At 71.5% G+C, this 13,841-nt stretch carries 16 protein-coding genes and 1 pseudogene; 6 read left to right on the top strand and 11 right to left on the bottom strand.

What is annotated here, in order from left to right:
* Positions 1–16: 16 nt before the first annotated feature.
* Complete coding sequence (locus ACGFYH_RS23290; RefSeq protein ID WP_393805083.1) at positions 17–778, bottom strand: MerR family transcriptional regulator; 762 nt, start codon at positions 776–778, stop codon at positions 17–19.
* A 133-nt stretch (positions 779–911) separates the two neighbouring features.
* On the opposite strand from ACGFYH_RS23290, the gene ACGFYH_RS23285 reads away from it, so the two are divergent.
* Positions 912–2,339 carry a glutamate decarboxylase gene (locus tag ACGFYH_RS23285; RefSeq protein ID WP_393805082.1) on the top strand — a complete coding sequence of 476 codons (1,428 nt, stop codon included), beginning with the start codon at positions 912–914 and terminating at the stop codon, positions 2,337–2,339.
* A gap of 16 nt (positions 2,340–2,355) precedes the next feature.
* On the opposite strand, the gene ACGFYH_RS23280 is transcribed toward ACGFYH_RS23285, so the two are convergent.
* Positions 2,356–2,577: a DUF397 domain-containing protein gene (locus tag ACGFYH_RS23280; RefSeq protein ID WP_393805081.1), complete on the bottom strand. Its 222-nt coding sequence runs from the start codon at positions 2,575–2,577 to the stop codon at positions 2,356–2,358.
* Positions 2,528–3,364 carry a Scr1 family TA system antitoxin-like transcriptional regulator gene (locus tag ACGFYH_RS23275; protein WP_393805080.1) on the bottom strand — a complete coding sequence of 279 codons (837 nt, stop codon included), beginning with the start codon at positions 3,362–3,364 and terminating at the stop codon, positions 2,528–2,530. The genes ACGFYH_RS23280 and ACGFYH_RS23275 overlap by 50 nt, the downstream gene beginning before the upstream one ends.
* Before the next feature lie 435 nt (positions 3,365–3,799).
* On the opposite strand from ACGFYH_RS23275, the gene ACGFYH_RS23270 reads away from it, so the two are divergent.
* Positions 3,800–4,111, top strand: coding sequence for a hypothetical protein (locus tag ACGFYH_RS23270; RefSeq protein WP_393805079.1), 312 nt, complete (start codon positions 3,800–3,802; stop codon positions 4,109–4,111).
* 10 nt (positions 4,112–4,121) lie between these two features.
* On the opposite strand, the gene ACGFYH_RS23265 is transcribed toward ACGFYH_RS23270, so the two are convergent.
* The 6 genes from ACGFYH_RS23265 to ACGFYH_RS23240 form a co-directional block, all read right to left on the bottom strand.
* A complete protein-coding gene (locus tag ACGFYH_RS23265; protein WP_393805147.1) occupies positions 4,122–4,850 on the bottom strand; it encodes an ABC transporter permease in 729 nt (242 codons plus the stop codon).
* A gap of 65 nt (positions 4,851–4,915) precedes the next feature.
* Positions 4,916–5,872, bottom strand: a complete 957-nt coding sequence (locus ACGFYH_RS23260) for an ATP-binding cassette domain-containing protein (protein WP_393805078.1) — start codon at positions 5,870–5,872, stop codon at positions 4,916–4,918.
* 73 nt (positions 5,873–5,945) lie between these two features.
* On the bottom strand, positions 5,946–6,587 hold the full coding sequence (locus ACGFYH_RS23255) for a PadR family transcriptional regulator (RefSeq protein WP_393805077.1): 642 nt from the start codon (positions 6,585–6,587) through the stop codon (positions 5,946–5,948).
* A gap of 80 nt (positions 6,588–6,667) precedes the next feature.
* Positions 6,668–7,180: a type II toxin-antitoxin system prevent-host-death family antitoxin gene (locus ACGFYH_RS23250; RefSeq protein ID WP_393805076.1), complete on the bottom strand. Its 513-nt coding sequence runs from the start codon at positions 7,178–7,180 to the stop codon at positions 6,668–6,670.
* A 47-nt stretch (positions 7,181–7,227) separates the two neighbouring features.
* The gene (locus tag ACGFYH_RS23245) at positions 7,228–8,688 is read right to left on the bottom strand and encodes an aldehyde dehydrogenase family protein (RefSeq protein WP_393805075.1); all 1,461 of its coding nucleotides are present in this window, start codon (positions 8,686–8,688) and stop codon (positions 7,228–7,230) included.
* A gap of 74 nt (positions 8,689–8,762) precedes the next feature.
* The gene (locus tag ACGFYH_RS23240) at positions 8,763–9,587 is read right to left on the bottom strand and encodes a helix-turn-helix domain-containing protein (protein WP_393805146.1); all 825 of its coding nucleotides are present in this window, start codon (positions 9,585–9,587) and stop codon (positions 8,763–8,765) included.
* Positions 9,588–9,964: 377 nt separating this feature from the next.
* Here ACGFYH_RS23240 and ACGFYH_RS23235 point away from each other — a divergent pair, with 377 nt between their 5' ends.
* Complete coding sequence (locus ACGFYH_RS23235) at positions 9,965–10,429, top strand: ATP-binding protein (RefSeq protein WP_393805074.1); 465 nt, start codon at positions 9,965–9,967, stop codon at positions 10,427–10,429.
* Between the two features lie 40 nt (positions 10,430–10,469).
* Here the strand turns inward: ACGFYH_RS23235 and ACGFYH_RS23230 are convergent, their stop codons facing one another.
* Positions 10,470–10,712 (bottom strand): DUF397 domain-containing protein, encoded by a 243-nt coding sequence (locus ACGFYH_RS23230; protein ID WP_393805073.1) that lies wholly within the window; start codon positions 10,710–10,712, stop codon positions 10,470–10,472.
* Between the two features lie 775 nt (positions 10,713–11,487).
* Here ACGFYH_RS23230 and ACGFYH_RS23225 point away from each other — a divergent pair.
* Both ACGFYH_RS23225 and ACGFYH_RS23220 read left to right on the top strand, forming a co-directional pair.
* Entirely contained in the window at positions 11,488–11,682 is a 195-nt protein-coding gene (locus ACGFYH_RS23225; protein ID WP_393805072.1) for a zinc ribbon domain-containing protein, read from the top strand.
* A 131-nt stretch (positions 11,683–11,813) separates the two neighbouring features.
* Positions 11,814–12,326, top strand: coding sequence for a hypothetical protein (locus ACGFYH_RS23220; protein ID WP_393805071.1), 513 nt, complete (start codon positions 11,814–11,816; stop codon positions 12,324–12,326).
* Between the two features lie 58 nt (positions 12,327–12,384).
* Here ACGFYH_RS23220 and ACGFYH_RS23215 read toward each other — a convergent pair whose 3' ends face one another.
* Positions 12,385–13,524 carry a DUF2786 domain-containing protein gene (locus ACGFYH_RS23215; protein ID WP_393805070.1) on the bottom strand — a complete coding sequence of 380 codons (1,140 nt, stop codon included), beginning with the start codon at positions 13,522–13,524 and terminating at the stop codon, positions 12,385–12,387.
* A gap of 86 nt (positions 13,525–13,610) precedes the next feature.
* Here ACGFYH_RS23215 and ACGFYH_RS23210 point away from each other — a divergent pair.
* A pseudogene (locus ACGFYH_RS23210) lies at positions 13,611–13,763 on the top strand (LysE family translocator); the annotation flags it as partial.
* Positions 13,764–13,841: the final 78 nt, after the last annotated feature.

Genomic DNA, 13,841 nt, shown 5'->3' with positions numbered 1-13,841 from the left:
GCCGTTCGAAGGACGCTCAGGAGGTGTGCCGGGCGGCGTTCGCGAGGAACGCGTCGCGCTGGTAGGCGGCGAGGCCCGGCCTGGTGGCGTCGATGTTCCTCGTGAACCGCTCGTCCGAGACGTACATCTCGCCGATGCAGGTGTGCATCTCGTACCCGCAGTCGTAGTGGTTGCGGGACATCCACCGGCGGTGCTCCTCGGCGGCGTCCATGGCCGCATCGGAGTCGGCGGGTGCCTCGTCGTCCATGAGGGCGACGAAGCGCCGGTTGATCTCGTCGGCCTCGCGCTGGATGCGCTGCCAGTCCTCCTTGGTGTACGAGGCCGCGCGCCGCCGCGCCTGACGGTAGGCGTCGGTGTCGCCCCAGCGCTGCTCGACCTCGTCCTCGTACTGGTCGGGGTCGTGGTCCCCGAACACCTCGAACTTCTCCTCAGGCGTGAGATTGATCCCCATGCTGCGTGCCTCCATGGCGTGTTCCACGGCCGCGGCCATCTTCCGCAGCTTCTCGATCCGGGCGGTCAGCAGCTCGTGCCGGCGGCGCAGGTGCGCGCGCGGGTCCGCGGCCGGGTCGTCGAGCAGGGCGGCGACCTCGTCGAGCGGGAAGCCCAGCTCCCGGTAGAACAGGATCTGCTGCAGCCGGTCGAGGTCGGCGTCGCCGTAGCGCCGGTGGCCCGCGTGGCTGCGCTCGCCCGGTGCGAGCAGGCCGATGTCGTCGTAGTGGTGCAGGGTGCGCACCGTCACTCCGGCGAAGCCGGCCACCTGTCCCACGGAGTAGCTCACTTCCGCTCCCTTCTGTGACGCCGTCCACGCTGCCGCCTCACGCGGCGTGAGGTGCAAGTCCGGTGCGGCCCCGGGTGCAAGTCCGGTGCGGCCCCGGGTGCGGGGCCGGGGGCTCGGGCCTACCGTCGGTTGCATGTCACTGCACAAGGGTCCCCGCCCGTCCCACGACGACGATCGTGACCGGCGCCGGCTCGCCGTGAACCCCTTCCACGCGGCGGCGAACCCGCTCGGCGGCATGACCGAGGCCCCGCCCGCCCACCGGCTGCCCGACTCCCCGCTGCCGCCGGAGAGCGCGTACCGCCTGGTCCACGACGAGCTGATGCTGGACGGCAACGCGCGCCTCAACCTGGCCACCTTCGTCACCACCTGGATGGAGCCGCAGGCCGGGGTGCTGATGAGCGAGTGCCGGGACAAGAACATGATCGACAAGGACGAGTACCCGCGCACCGCCGAGCTGGAGCGGCGCTGCGTGGCGATGCTCGCCGACCTGTGGCACGCGCCCGACCCGTCGGCGGCCGTGGGCTGCTCGACGACCGGGTCGAGCGAGGCGTGCATGCTGGCCGGGCTGGCGCTCAAGCGGCGGTGGGCGCTGCGCAACGCCGACCGGTACCCGGCGAAGGACGTGCGGCCCAATCTCGTCATGGGCGTGAACGTGCAGGTCTGCTGGGACAAGTTCTGCAATTTCTGGGAGGTGGAGGCCCGGCAGGTCCCGATGGAGGGCGACCGCTTCCACCTGGACCCGCAGGCCGCCGCCGAACTGTGCGACGAGAACACCATCGGGGTCGTCGGCATCCTGGGCTCCACCTTCGACGGCTCCTACGAACCGATCGCCGACCTGTGCGCGGCCCTCGACGCCCTCCAGGAGCGCACCGGCCTCGACATCCCCGTGCACGTCGACGGGGCCTCCGGGGGCATGGTCGCGCCGTTCCTGGACGAGGACCTGGTCTGGGACTTCCGGCTGCCGAGGGTCGCCTCGATCAACACCTCGGGACACAAGTACGGGCTGGTCTACCCGGGGGTCGGCTGGGCGCTGTGGCGGGACGCGGAGGCGCTGCCCGAGGAGTTGGTCTTCCGGGTCAACTACCTGGGCGGTGACATGCCGACCTTCGCGCTGAACTTCTCCCGGCCCGGGGCGCAGGTGGTAGCGCAGTACTACACGTTCCTGCGGCTGGGCCGCGAGGGCTACCGGGCCGTGCAGCAGACCGCGCGGGACATCGCGGGCTCGCTCGCCGGGCGGGTGGCGGCGCTCGGCGACTTCCGGCTGCTGACGCGCGGCGACCAGTTGCCGGTGTTCGCCTTCACGACGGCCGACGACGTGACGGCGTACGACGTCTTCGACGTCTCCCGGCGGCTGCGGGAGGGCGGCTGGCTGGTGCCCGCGTACACCTTCCCGCCGCACCGCGAGGACCTGTCCGTGCTGCGGGTGGTGTGCCGCAACGGCTTCTCGGCCGACATGGCCGACCTGCTGCTGGACGACCTGGAGCGGCTGCTGCCGGAACTGCGCCGGCAGCCGGGCCCACTGATCCGGGACAAGGGTGCGGCCACCGGGTTCCACCACTGACGGCTGCGCCGCCTGGTCAGGAGGGCAGTTCGCCGCCGCTGACCGCCGTGACGAACGCCGACCAGGCGGATGCCGGGACGATCACGGCGGGGCCGTGGGGGTTCTTGGAGTCGCGCACGGGAACGCCCCGGCGGTGGCCGTCGAGGACTTCGAGGCAGCTGCCCGCCTGATCGTTGCCGTAGGAGGACTTACGCCGTCCCTCCAGCACCGTGGCGTTCGGAATGACCAGGTCGGACATGGCGTTCATAGTCCTTTGCTGTCGCCCTGAGCAGAGCCAGGGACTCTTTCAGAGGCAGGGCGTTGCCCAACCCGAAATCGTAGCGATGCCGAAGCTCCCGGACGATGGACGGAGAGTCATGGAGCCTGCCCATCCAGAGGCCCTCACCGTAGGCCGCCGGCGGCTGGTCCTCGAACCACATCAGCGTGATGATATTGCTCAGGAGCGGATGGAGCCCCAGCGTGAACGGAAGCACGTGCACCTGAATCCGGCCGACTTCGGCAAGGCGCACGAGGTGGGTGAGCTGTTCCGCCATCACCTCTGGGCCGCCGATCTGGCGCCGTAGCACCGCCTCGTCCAGCAGCGCCCAGATTACGGGCGTCGCCGGATCATCGAGGACCTCCGCCCGCTTCAGGCGTGTGACAAGGCGCCTGTCACGCTCCTCTTCACTCACCGGAGGGAACGACGTGCTCAGAACCGCACGCGCGTACCCTTTCGTCTGAAGGATGCCTGGCACGAACGACAACGCGAACTCACGAATCGTCAGTGCCTGTTGTTCGAGCAAGCGAGCCGCCTCGAAGCAGGCAGCGACCACCACGTCTTGTTCCGGCAGAAACCGGCTCAGCACGTTTCCCGTGTTCAGGGCGTTGTCCAGACGCCGCGCGTCCTCCTGCGACGGCACTCGGCGCCCCGCCTCGATGTGCGCGATGTGCGTCCGGGTCATGACCGCCACGTCGGCCAGTTGCTGTTGCGTCAGCCCCGCCGCTTCACGCTGTTCCTTGAGCCGGTCACCGTAATTCGTGCTCACGCGATCAACTCCCATGTGACAAAGGAGCTGTCGCCTCGCACCCCCTGGCGAGCCTGGCGCGGCGCCTCGCACTTCGTTTGTCGATCGCTACACACAGCGACGTCGATCACGGAGTCACGCCATGCCCGGCCCTTTCGCCCGCCTCTGCGAACCACTGCTTCGCCCTGTCGTCCCCGGTGCGGGGCGGCATCGACGCACCGCGCGGGACCCCGGCGTCCCGTCGCCTCCGCCCGCCGGGGGACCGGCCTCGCGCCGGCTCGGCGCATGCCCGCTGCGCGGTGGGGACCACGCCCTTGTGCGCCCGTATCTCGTCGCGCACGAGCGGCGGGAGCGGGAGAGGCGCCGAAAGGCCCGTCGCCTCTCCCTGGTGATCGCCCCGCAAGGCGTCCACCTCGCCCCACCCCCACACTCGATCCGCTCCCTGGGAATGACCGCATGACACACCACGCCCTCACCCCCGCCCGGCTCCTGCCCCGGACAGGCCCCGAGGGGAAGCCGTGCTATCTCCTGACCGACGGCAGCGGACGCCTCTCCCGTGCCGCCGACACCGTCGAGAGCGTCCAACTCGGCATGGCCGGCGACCTCCTCGACCGCGTGGCCGACATGCTGGACGACCCGGACGTGACGTCCGGCCAACTCCGCTACGTCCTTGCCCGTACGAGCGAGGCCCTGACCGACGTGATGCGGATCGCGGAGAGCAGAGGTGCCCGTCTCCTCGCGCGGGCGGACGGCGGGCCGGGTTGCTGACGTCCCGCGCTCACCGGCTGAGCCGCGCGAAGCGCGCCACCGCCAGCGGGAAGAACACCGCGAGCAGGGCCAGCGGCCAGAGGACCGCCGCCCACACGTGGCCGGACTCGCCGCCGGGGCCGCCGAAGAGGTCGCGGACGGCCGTGGCGGTCTGGGACATGGGGTTCCACTCGACGACCGTGCCCAGCCGGCCGGGCATGGAGTCCGGCGCGGCGAAGGCGTTGGAGAGGAAGCCGACCGGCCACACCAGGATCTGCACCGCCTGCACCAGCTCGGGCTTCCCGGCCGCCAGGGCCAGGAGGATACCGATCCACAGCATGGCGAAGCGGAAGAGCAGGAGCAGGCCGACCGCGCCGAGGAAGGCGCCGGGGCCGCCGTGGGCCCGCCAGCCGAGCGCGTACCCGACGCCGGTCAGCACGGCGAGGCCGACCGCCGACTGGAGCATGTCGGCGGCGGAACGGCCCACCAGCACCGCGCCGTTGGCCATCGGCAGCGAGCGGAAGCGGTCGACGACGCCCTTGTCGAGGTCCCGGGTGACGGCGATCATGGTGCCCTCCAGGCCGAAGGCCATGGTGAGCGCCAGCATGCCGGGGACCAGGTAGTCGACGTACTCGCCGCTCACGCCCCGGCCGCCGCCGACCAGGTAGCCGAACATCAGCAGCAGCATGACCGGGAAGACCAGGCCGACGACGACCGTCACCGGCTGCCGCCCCCAGCGGGCCAGCTCCCGGCGGGTCATGGTCCAGGAGTCGGTCAGGGCGTACGTCACGGGCCTCGGGACCGTGCTCGTGCTCACTCCGGTACTCACACGGCCTCCTTCGTGCGGTCGGTGACGGTGCGGTCGGTGAGGTGCAGGAACACCTCGTCCAGGGTCGGGCGGCGCAGGGCCACGTCCTCCGCGTCCAGACCGGCTTCCTCCAGCGCCCGTACGACGCCGGTCAGTGCCGCCATCCGGTCGGTGACCGGGGCGCTGAGCAGCCGGCGGTCGGCGTCGACGCGGACGCCGGTGAGCGGCAGCAGAGCGACCGCCGCGCCCAGTTGACCGGCGTCGCGCAGGACGACGTCGACGCGGTCGCCGCCGATGGCGGCCTTGAGTTCGTCCACCGTGCCGTCGGCGACGACCCGGCCGGCGTCGACGACCGAGATGCGGTCGGCGAGCTGATCGGCCTCCTCCAGGTACTGGGTGGTGAGCAGGACCGTCGTACCGGCGCCCACCAGGGCGCGGACCGAGTCCCACACCTCGGCGCGGCCGCGCGGGTCGAGTCCGGTGGTCGGTTCGTCCAGGAAGAGCACCTCCGGTTCGGTGAGGAGGGACGCGGCCAGGTCCAGGCGGCGCCGCATACCCCCGCTGTAGGCGCCGACCGGCTTGCGTCCGGTGTCGGTGAGGCCGAAGCGGGCGAGCAGTTCGTCGGCACGCGCGCGTGCCCGTCGTGCGCCCAGGTGATGGAGGCGGCCGACCATCTCCAGGTTCTGCCGACCTCCCAGCTCCTCGTCGAGAGCCGCGTGCTGGCCGAGCAGGCCGATGCGCAGCCGTACCGCGTACGCCTCGGCGACGATGTCGTGTCCGGCCACCTCTATCCGGCCCGCGTCGGGCCGCAGCAGGGTGGACAGGATACGGACCAGGGTCGTCTTGCCCGCGCCGTTCGGGCCCAGTACGCAGTGCACCGTGCCGCGCGCGACCGTGAGGTCGAGTCCGTCGAGCGCGTCCTTGCCGCCGTACTTCTTGCGTGCGCCTTCGACGGTGATCGCCGCGTCGGCCACTGGAACTCCCCTCGCTAGACAAATTTGACTACCCCGGGAAGGTAACGCGCTTCCCTCGGTTGGTCAAACTTGATTAGTGGGCGTCCCCGTAGTGCGGCCGTCCCGTCGCGTAGGGGTTCTCCTCGCCCTCGGCCAGCACACCGACGAACGGCTCGCCCTCACCGGCGAAGGTGTACGCGCCACCCCGGACGCGCGCGACGAGGCCGCGGGTCCACTCGGCGCCGGAGTCGGCCGAGTGGACCCAGAAGTTCATGATCTCGCCGATGTGCCCGAGCTGACCGGGCCCCTCCGCGGGCGTGTAGTACTCGGTGACCGAGGCCCGCCACTCCTCGATCTTCCGCACCCGCTCCTCCAGCAGCGCGAGCGCCTCCTCGCGCGGGAGGTCGACCATGAAGCCGAGCGCCGCGGTGAGCACGTCCGGCCGCTGGTCGTAGGCGGTGAGATAGGCGCGCAGCAGGGTGAGGAACTCCTCGGTGCCCCGCTCGGTGATCTCGTACTCCACGCGCGGCGGACCGCCCACCGTGGACGGCGCGATCTCGTGCGCGAGCAGCAGCCCCTGCTTCGCCATCTGCTTCAGCGCGTGGTAGATCGAGCCGGGCTTGGCGTTGGACCACTCGTGCGCGCCCCAGTACTCCAGGTCATTGCGCACCTGGTAGCCGTGGGCCCGCCCGTGCTGGCGGACCGCGCCGAGCACCAGGAGACGGATCGCTGACATGGGGTCCAGGTTAGGCGGGGAGGCCCTCTTCCCTCGCCACCAGGTCCCGGGCGAAGACGCCGTCGAGGGCTTGGGCTCGCTCAGGCCTCCGTGCGTCCGACGTGCTCGATGTACGGCGTGCGGGCCTCGGCATCGAGACGGTAGAGGACGCGCCACCGGCCGTGACGGAGCCGCCGGTGGTCGGCTCCCCACGCACGGGAGCCCTCCGGCCGGGGACGACCCGCGGGCTGATCGGTGGCGTACAGGAGGTCGTCAACTCCTGCGGGATCGCCCTTGAGGTGCCGGTGGCCGCGTCCAGGGCAGCCGGCTCCCAGACGACCTCCCAGGTCACTCGCCACCCCGCCCGACCGCCTCAAGCAGGGCGCGGCGTGCCTCGGCGTGCGGGACGGGAGTCCCGATGCGCCCGAGCGCGCGGTCCCGTCCAGGCGGGCCGGCGCCGGCGCGTCCCCGACGTCCTCCGGCTCGGCCGGTGACACGAGGACGACGGCCGGTACACCCCGGCCGGTCAGCGTGATGCGTTCGTGCCGCGCGGCTCGCCGGGCCAGCTCACCGAGCTTGCCCCTCGCTTCGGCAATGGGGCGGGTAGCGGACATGCGTCCACTGTGCACCTGGACGCATGTCCGCCCAGCCCGTGTGCGGCTCAGAACGGGAACCCGCTGCGCCCGTGCTGCACCGAGATCCACTTCTGCGTGGTGAAGGCGTCCAGCATCGTGTCCCCGTTGAGGCGGCCGATGCCGGAGTGCTTCTCGCCGCCGAACGGCACGATCGGCTCGTCGTGCACGGTGCCGTCGTTCACGTGGAACATGCCGGTGTCGATCTGCTTGGCGAAGTTGACGCCGCGCTCGATGTTCCCGGTGTGCACGGCGCCGCTCAGCCCGTACGGGGTGTCGTTGACGAGGCGTACGGCCTCCTCCTCGCCGTCGAACGGGACGAGGAAGACGACCGGCCCGAAGACCTCCTGCCGCAGCAGCGCGGAGTCGGCGGGCAGGCCGGTGAGGACCGAGGGCTCGACGAGGTTGTCCGTGGTCGTGCCGCGCACCAGGGCGGTGGCGCCCTCGGCGAGGGCCTGCTCGACCACGCCCGCGAGCGCGTCCGCCTGCGAGGAGTTGATCACCGGGCCGATGACGGTGGACGGGTCGCCGGGGTCTCCGGCCTTGAGGGACTTCACCTTGGCGACGAACTTCTCGGTGAACTCCTCGGCGACCGACCGGTCGACCAGGACACGGTTGGCGGCCATGCAGACCTGGCCCTGGTGGACGAACCGGCTGAAGACGGCGGCGTCGACCGCGTAGTCGACGTCGGCGTCGTCGAGGACCACCAGCGCGCTGTTGCCGCCCAGTTCGAGGACCGAGCGCTTGAAGTGCGCGGCGCACACGGTGGCCACGTGGCGGCCGACCTTGTCGGAGCCGGTGAAGGAGATCACCTTGGGCACCGGGTGCTCCAGGAAGGCGTCGCCGATCTCCGCGATGTCGGTGACGACGACGTTGAGCAGGCCGCCCGGCAGTCCGGCGTCCTGAAGGATCTTCGCGACCAGGGTGCCGCCGACGATCGGCGTGTTCTGGTGCGGCTTGAGGACGACGCCGTTGCCCAGGGCGAGGGCGGGGGCGACCGACTTCAGGGAGAGCAGGAACGGGAAGTTGAAGGGGCTGATGACGCCGACGACACCGACCGGCACCCGGTAGACGCGGTTCTCCTTGCCGTCGACGGGCGAGGGGATGATCCGGCCCTCGGGGCGCAGCGCCAGGTGGACAGCCTCGCGCAGGAACTCCTTGGCGAGGTGCAGTTCGAAGGCGGCCTTCAGGCGGGTGCCGCCCAGCTCGGCGACGATCGCCTCGCTGATCTCCTCCTCGCGTTCCTCCACCAGGCTCAGCGCCTTCTCGAACACCGCGCGGCGCGCGTACGGGTTCGTCGCGGCCCACTGCTTCTGCGCACGTTCGGCGGCCCGGTAGGCGGCGTCGACCTCGTCGACCGTGGCTATGGTGATCGAGGCCAGCTTCTCGTTGTCGTACGGGTTGAAGTCGATGATGTCCCAGGAGCCGGTGCCCGGACGCCACTCGCCGTCGATGTACTGCCGGGCGAGGTCGGTGAAGTACGACGACATGTGTTCCCTCAATCCCTTAGCTGCCGCAGCCGCCGCGAGCGAGCCGCCTGATTGAGCGTCATCGTACTGATGTTTCAAGAGAGTTGAAGGAGCCCCCGCAGAAGGTCGCGGCTCTCGTCCGGGCCCGGGCTGTCCTGCTGGAGTTCCTTCAGCGCCGTCTCGTACTGGGTGACGTCCTCGTGCTTGTCCAGGTACAGCGCACTGGTGAGCTGTTCCAGGTAGACGACGTCCGAGAGGTCGGACTCGGGGAAGCTGAGGATCGTGAACGCGCCACTCTCACCGGAGTGCCCGCCGAAGCCGAACGGCATGATCTGAAGGCGCACATTGGGGCGTTCGGACATCTCGATCAGATGCTGGAGCTGACCGCGCATCACCTCGCGGTCGCCGTAGGGGCGGCGCAGCGCCGCTTCGTCGAGCACGATGTGGAACTCGGGGGCGCTCTCCGCGACGAGGTGCTTCTGCCGCTCCAGGCGCAGCGCCACCCGCCGCTCGACGTCCGCCTCGCCGGCGCCCTTCATGCCGCGCCGGACCACCGCGCGGGCGTACTCCTCGGTCTGCAGCAGGCCGTGCACGAACTGCACCTCGTAGACCCGGATCAGCGAGGCGGCGCCCTCCAGACCCACATAGGTGGGGAACCAGCTGGGCAGCACGTCGGAGTAACTGTGCCACCAGCCCGCGACGTTGGCCTCCTTGGCGAGGGAGAGCAGGGAGCTGCGCTCCTGCCCGTCCGTGATGCCGTACAGCGTCAGCAGGTCCTCTACGTCCCTCGTCTTGAAGCTCACCCGGCCCAGTTCCATCCGGCTGATCTTCGATTCGGAGGCGCGGATCGAGTAACCCGCCGCCTCCCGCGTGATCCCCCGCGTCTCACGCAGTCGCCTGAGTTGTGATCCGAGCAGCATGCGCCGCACCACCGATCCGGGCTCTCCCGCGCTCACGTTCGCCAGCCTCCCCAACCGTCTTCAGGGGCCGAAGTCTGCCACTAAAACACTCCGAGCAGTACTCGTCCGGTTACGGAAACGGAATCGAGCCAAAAGAAATGCGCAGGATCGCGCACGGACCGCTCCGGAACCGGCCATTGACGGAGGTGAAGCAGGGGCGAAGATGACGGAAAAATTGCCCAACAAGCGGTACGGGCAGGTCCATTTCGGTCACGTGCACGTGCATCTGCCCTTGCATCTGCGGTACTCATCCGAAACCATGGTCCCGCACCACCGCGCCGCATCGCTACGACCGCGAACTCCCGGGAGTGCCTCGCATGGGGACGAATGGATCGACCATGCTCCAGCCGTTACGGCAGGGCCTTCCGCCGCTCGACCCCGCAGCCGTGTCGAACGCCGCCTCCTGCGCCCTGCCGCCCCGCTACGAAGCGGTGCGCGAGGCCCGCAAGTTCACCCGCAGGACCCTCGACGGCTGGGACACGGGCGACCGCTTCGACGACGTCTGCCTGGTGGTCTCCGAACTCGTCACCAACGCCCTGCGGCACGCCCTGCCGGCGGACGCCCCTCGGCACGGGGAGCACAACGGTCCCGTCCGGCTTCATCTGATGCGCTGGACCGAACGGCTGGTGTGCGCGGTGCGCGACCCCAGTCACGACAGCCCGGTGACCCGTGACACGGACGACTGCTCGGCGGAGTCGGGCCGGGGGCTGTTCCTCGTCGACTCCTTCAGCGACAGCTGGGGCTGGCACCCGCTCGCGGGGACGCTCAACGGCAAGGTGGTCTGGGCGCTGTTCCGGCTCTGAGACCTGCGGCGGCGGCCTGCGGCCGATGGCCCGGCGGAGGTCAGCTCGCGATCAGGTGGTCGAACTCGCCGTCCTTGACGCCCAGCAGCATGGCCTCGATCTCGGCGCGCGTGTAGACGAGCGCGGGACCGTCCGGGAAGCGGGAGTTGCGTACCGCCACCGCGCCGTCGGGCAGCCGCGCGAACTCCACGCAGGAACCCTGCGAGTTGCTGTGCCGGCTCTTCTGCCAGGCCGCCTCGTGCAACTGCGTGGCGGCCATGCCGTTGTACACGTCGTGGTCCACAGGTCGCTCCCCGGTGGTGCACTGGCTGATGTGGCCATTGATGCAGTGGTCAACTGATCCGGATCATAACCCCGTTCACGTGCAGATGCATAAGCAAATGCACGTGCACGCGCGGTGTTCCTGCGGTTACAGCTCTGACGACCGCTTTGCCGAGCCCTGCTCTCTTTGACGCCGGGCCTCGGGAAGTCGTTCCCGCATGTGCCCCCGGATTCGAAGAATATGCAACAACATGCGACAACACGGGGCCCGCTCGTGACGAGCGGGCCCCGTGTTGTCGCCGGTGCGCGAGGTGCGGCGGCATGCGGTGTCATGCGGCCGCGTGCCGCGCGGGTCAGCGCGTCCCGTACGACGGGTCAGCGCGCCCCGTGGTAGCTCGCGGCTGTCCCTGGGTTGCCCTGGGCAGCCCGCCCGCGCTGGGCCTACCCGGGCAGGGACCGGGCCTGCTCGGGCCTGCTCGGGCCTGCTCGGGCCGGGCTCGGGCCTGCTCGGGCCGGGCTGCCGGGCTCGGGCTCGGTCGGGCTCGGGCTCGCCTGCTCGGGCTCGGTCGGGCCGGGGCCGGGATCTCGGCGCCGGCGCTCGGCCGTCCGGCTGCCGCAGCGCATCCGCATGGCACCCGCGTTCAATCCGGCGCCGGAACGACATCCGCGGTTTCGGCGCGGAGCCCCACCGGACCGTTCCGTCGCCGCCCTCGGCTTCGGCCGATCCGCCCCTGGGTGTCGGTGGCCGGTGCTAGCGTCCGGTTCACGCGGCTTCGGGCCGGGCCCGGTTCGTGAGGATGCGCGCCCGCAAGGCGCGGCGGTACGGGCGGACCTACGTGGGGGTCGGCAGCTCGGAGCCCACCAGCCGGGTGTGCTCCGCCTGCGGTCGCCGGGACGGGCCCCGAACCCTGCACGTGCGGAAGTGGACTGCACCGCCCCGGCTCGGGGAGCAAGGCGGAGCCTGGGGCTTCCGGAGAGAAGAGAGGCGGTGACGTCGGTGATCGCGGAAAGCACGGCGCGCACGGCGAACGCCACGCGCGCGGTGGTGCCTTCGCCGGGCGAGCCGGGGCCGGACGGGCCCAGTGGTGCGCGGGAACGGCGCGGGCGGGCGGTTCGCCGGTCCGTGCGGACCGCCGCCGTGACCGTCGGGCTGGTGGGTGCGCTGGCGCTCACCGCGTGCACCGACGGCGGTGACTCCGGCGACGGCGGCTCGGGCGCGGGCTCCGGCGGCGGTCCTGGCGGGGGCGACAAGTCCTCGGCCGCGCCCAGCGCGTCCGGGAGCGCGGACACGGGCGGTGGCGGATCACCGTCCGCGGCCGCGGACGAACTGGAGGGAAGCTGGCTGGCCACCACCGACGACCGGGCCGTCGCGCTGATGGTCACCGGTGGCGAGGCCGCCCTCTTCGCCACGGGCGGGACCGTGTGCAGTGGTACCGCCGGCGAGGGCTCCGGCACCCGGACGATCCGCCTGAAGTGCACCGACGGCAGTGACGACCGGGCGACGGGCACCGTCGAGTCGGTCGACGGGACATCGCTCAGGGTGGTGTGGCAGGGCGGCCTCGGCGAGGAGACCTACACCAGGTCGGAGGGCGGCTCGCTGCCACCCGGACTGCCGACGGCCGGCCTCGGCTCCTGAACGGGACGGGAGCACCCGCGCCGCGCCCGGGTGACGTCAGAGGATGCGGGAAGGGCGTCTAGGACAGCGGTCGTCGGCGGTCGACCCGGGCGTGGTCGGCCGCGCGGGTCCCCTCCGTCCAGCCCGCCGCGTCGCCCGCGCCGCGCAGCCGGGTCGTCGTCGTCTCCGGGAACATGCGCTCCAGCCGGTCCGTGACCGCGGCCTCCCGGGAGGCGAGGACCGGCAGGAGGTCCGCGCCCGTCGCCGTACCGGACTCGGCCGTGGCCGCTTCCGACGCCGCCCGGAGCCGCGTGCCCGCGCGGTGGGCGTAGGCGGCGAGGAACGACTGACGGAAGGTCTTGGTCCGCCTGCGCCCGCCGGCGCGCTGCGCGGCCTCCGCCTTGGTCATCGCGGCCTCGGCCTGCACCAGAAGCGAGGTGTGGAGGAGCTCGACCGCCTCCAGATCGGCCTCGAAGCCGACGACGGTGGAGAAACCGAGAGGTTCGTTCCACACGGCCCGGCAGTGGTTCGCGTCGGCCACCGCGTCCAGCAGCACCGCCTTGGCCTGCTCGTACGGCGGCTCCACCCCGATCCGGCGGATGCCCGGGGCGTCGGGCGAGGGAGCGTGGGCCGACAGCAGCGCCTCGTCGAGGCTGTGCCGGGCCATCAGCTCCTGCGCCTTGGCGCTGAGCGCCTCCGCCTCCTCCGGATACCCGGTCGCCTCCGCCTTGGCGAGCAGCGCGCGGATGCGGGCGAGGGTGCGCGACTCCGGCCGGTTCTCCCGGCCCCGGTACGGCGACTCCCCCGCCTCCAGGGGCTCCAGTGCGGGCAGGCGCAGCAGCAGGCGGTACAGCTCCAGTACTGCGGTGGCGTGCGAGAAGCGGTCGGTGCGGGGCGGCGCCTGTTCCGGTACGGCGTCGAGCTGCGCGGTCCAGCGGGGACCGCGCGCACGGTCGTGCGGCGCCTGGGCGCGGATCAGCGCGGCCACCAGCCGTCCGTGCACGTCGTCGTCCAGCTCGCGCCGCACGATCCGTACGAGGTCGGCGGGCTGCCAGCCGCGCCGCCAGGCCGTGGCCACGAAGTCCTCGCCCCGCCGGGCCAGTTCGGCGTCCGCGGCCGGGTCGGCGGCGAGCAGCGAGGCGGCGGTGTCGAGGGCGTCGTCGGCGGTGTCGTACAGGGCGGTCTCGAAGGCACGGTCGACGGTGCTGGGCGTACTCACCCGGCGATGGTGCCATGCCCGTCCGGTGCGTCTCACTCCGCGGAATTCCGCCGGGGCCGCGCCGCCCGGCGCCGAGCGTGGCGCGCATGGTGGACATGACTCTCTACGCGGCGTTCCTGGTCGCCGCCTTCGCGCTGTGCATCACTCCGGGGCCCGGCATGATGTTCATCGTGGCGATGGGCGGGCGGGGCGGCCCCGCGGCGGGTGTGACGGCCGCGTTCGGGGTGGCCTGCGCGATGCCGAGCGCAGCGCCCGGGCGAACCGCTGGCTGAACATCGTCTCCGGAACGGTGTTCGCCGGGCTGGCGGTGCGGTTGG

Source organism: Streptomyces sp. NPDC048392, assembly GCF_043200575.1.
Classification (GTDB): Bacteria; Actinomycetota; Actinomycetes; order Streptomycetales; family Streptomycetaceae; genus Streptomyces.
Note: the sequence above shows the minus strand (reverse complement) of the source record. Positions and strands in the feature narration are given on the sequence as shown.

Excerpts from the sequence above, each read along its gene's own strand:
- ACGFYH_RS23285 (WP_393805082.1), top strand. The coding sequence starts at position 912 with ATGTCACTGCACAAGGGTCCCCGCCCGTCCCACGACGACGATCGTGAC.
- ACGFYH_RS23280 (WP_393805081.1), bottom strand. The coding sequence starts at position 2,577 with ATGTCCGACCTGGTCATTCCGAACGCCACGGTGCTGGAGGGACGGCGT.
- ACGFYH_RS23270 (WP_393805079.1), top strand. The coding sequence starts at position 3,800 with ATGACACACCACGCCCTCACCCCCGCCCGGCTCCTGCCCCGGACAGGC.
- ACGFYH_RS23265 (WP_393805147.1), bottom strand. The coding sequence starts at position 4,850 with ATGACCCGCCGGGAGCTGGCCCGCTGGGGGCGGCAGCCGGTGACGGTC.
- ACGFYH_RS23255 (WP_393805077.1), bottom strand. The coding sequence starts at position 6,587 with ATGTCAGCGATCCGTCTCCTGGTGCTCGGCGCGGTCCGCCAGCACGGG.
- ACGFYH_RS23250 (WP_393805076.1), bottom strand. The coding sequence starts at position 7,180 with ATGTCCGCTACCCGCCCCATTGCCGAAGCGAGGGGCAAGCTCGGTGAG.
- ACGFYH_RS23245 (WP_393805075.1), bottom strand. The coding sequence starts at position 8,688 with ATGTCGTCGTACTTCACCGACCTCGCCCGGCAGTACATCGACGGCGAG.
- ACGFYH_RS23240 (WP_393805146.1), bottom strand. The coding sequence starts at position 9,587 with ATGCTGCTCGGATCACAACTCAGGCGACTGCGTGAGACGCGGGGGATC.
- ACGFYH_RS23235 (WP_393805074.1), top strand. The coding sequence starts at position 9,965 with ATGCTCCAGCCGTTACGGCAGGGCCTTCCGCCGCTCGACCCCGCAGCC.
- ACGFYH_RS23225 (WP_393805072.1), top strand. The coding sequence starts at position 11,488 with ATGCGCGCCCGCAAGGCGCGGCGGTACGGGCGGACCTACGTGGGGGTC.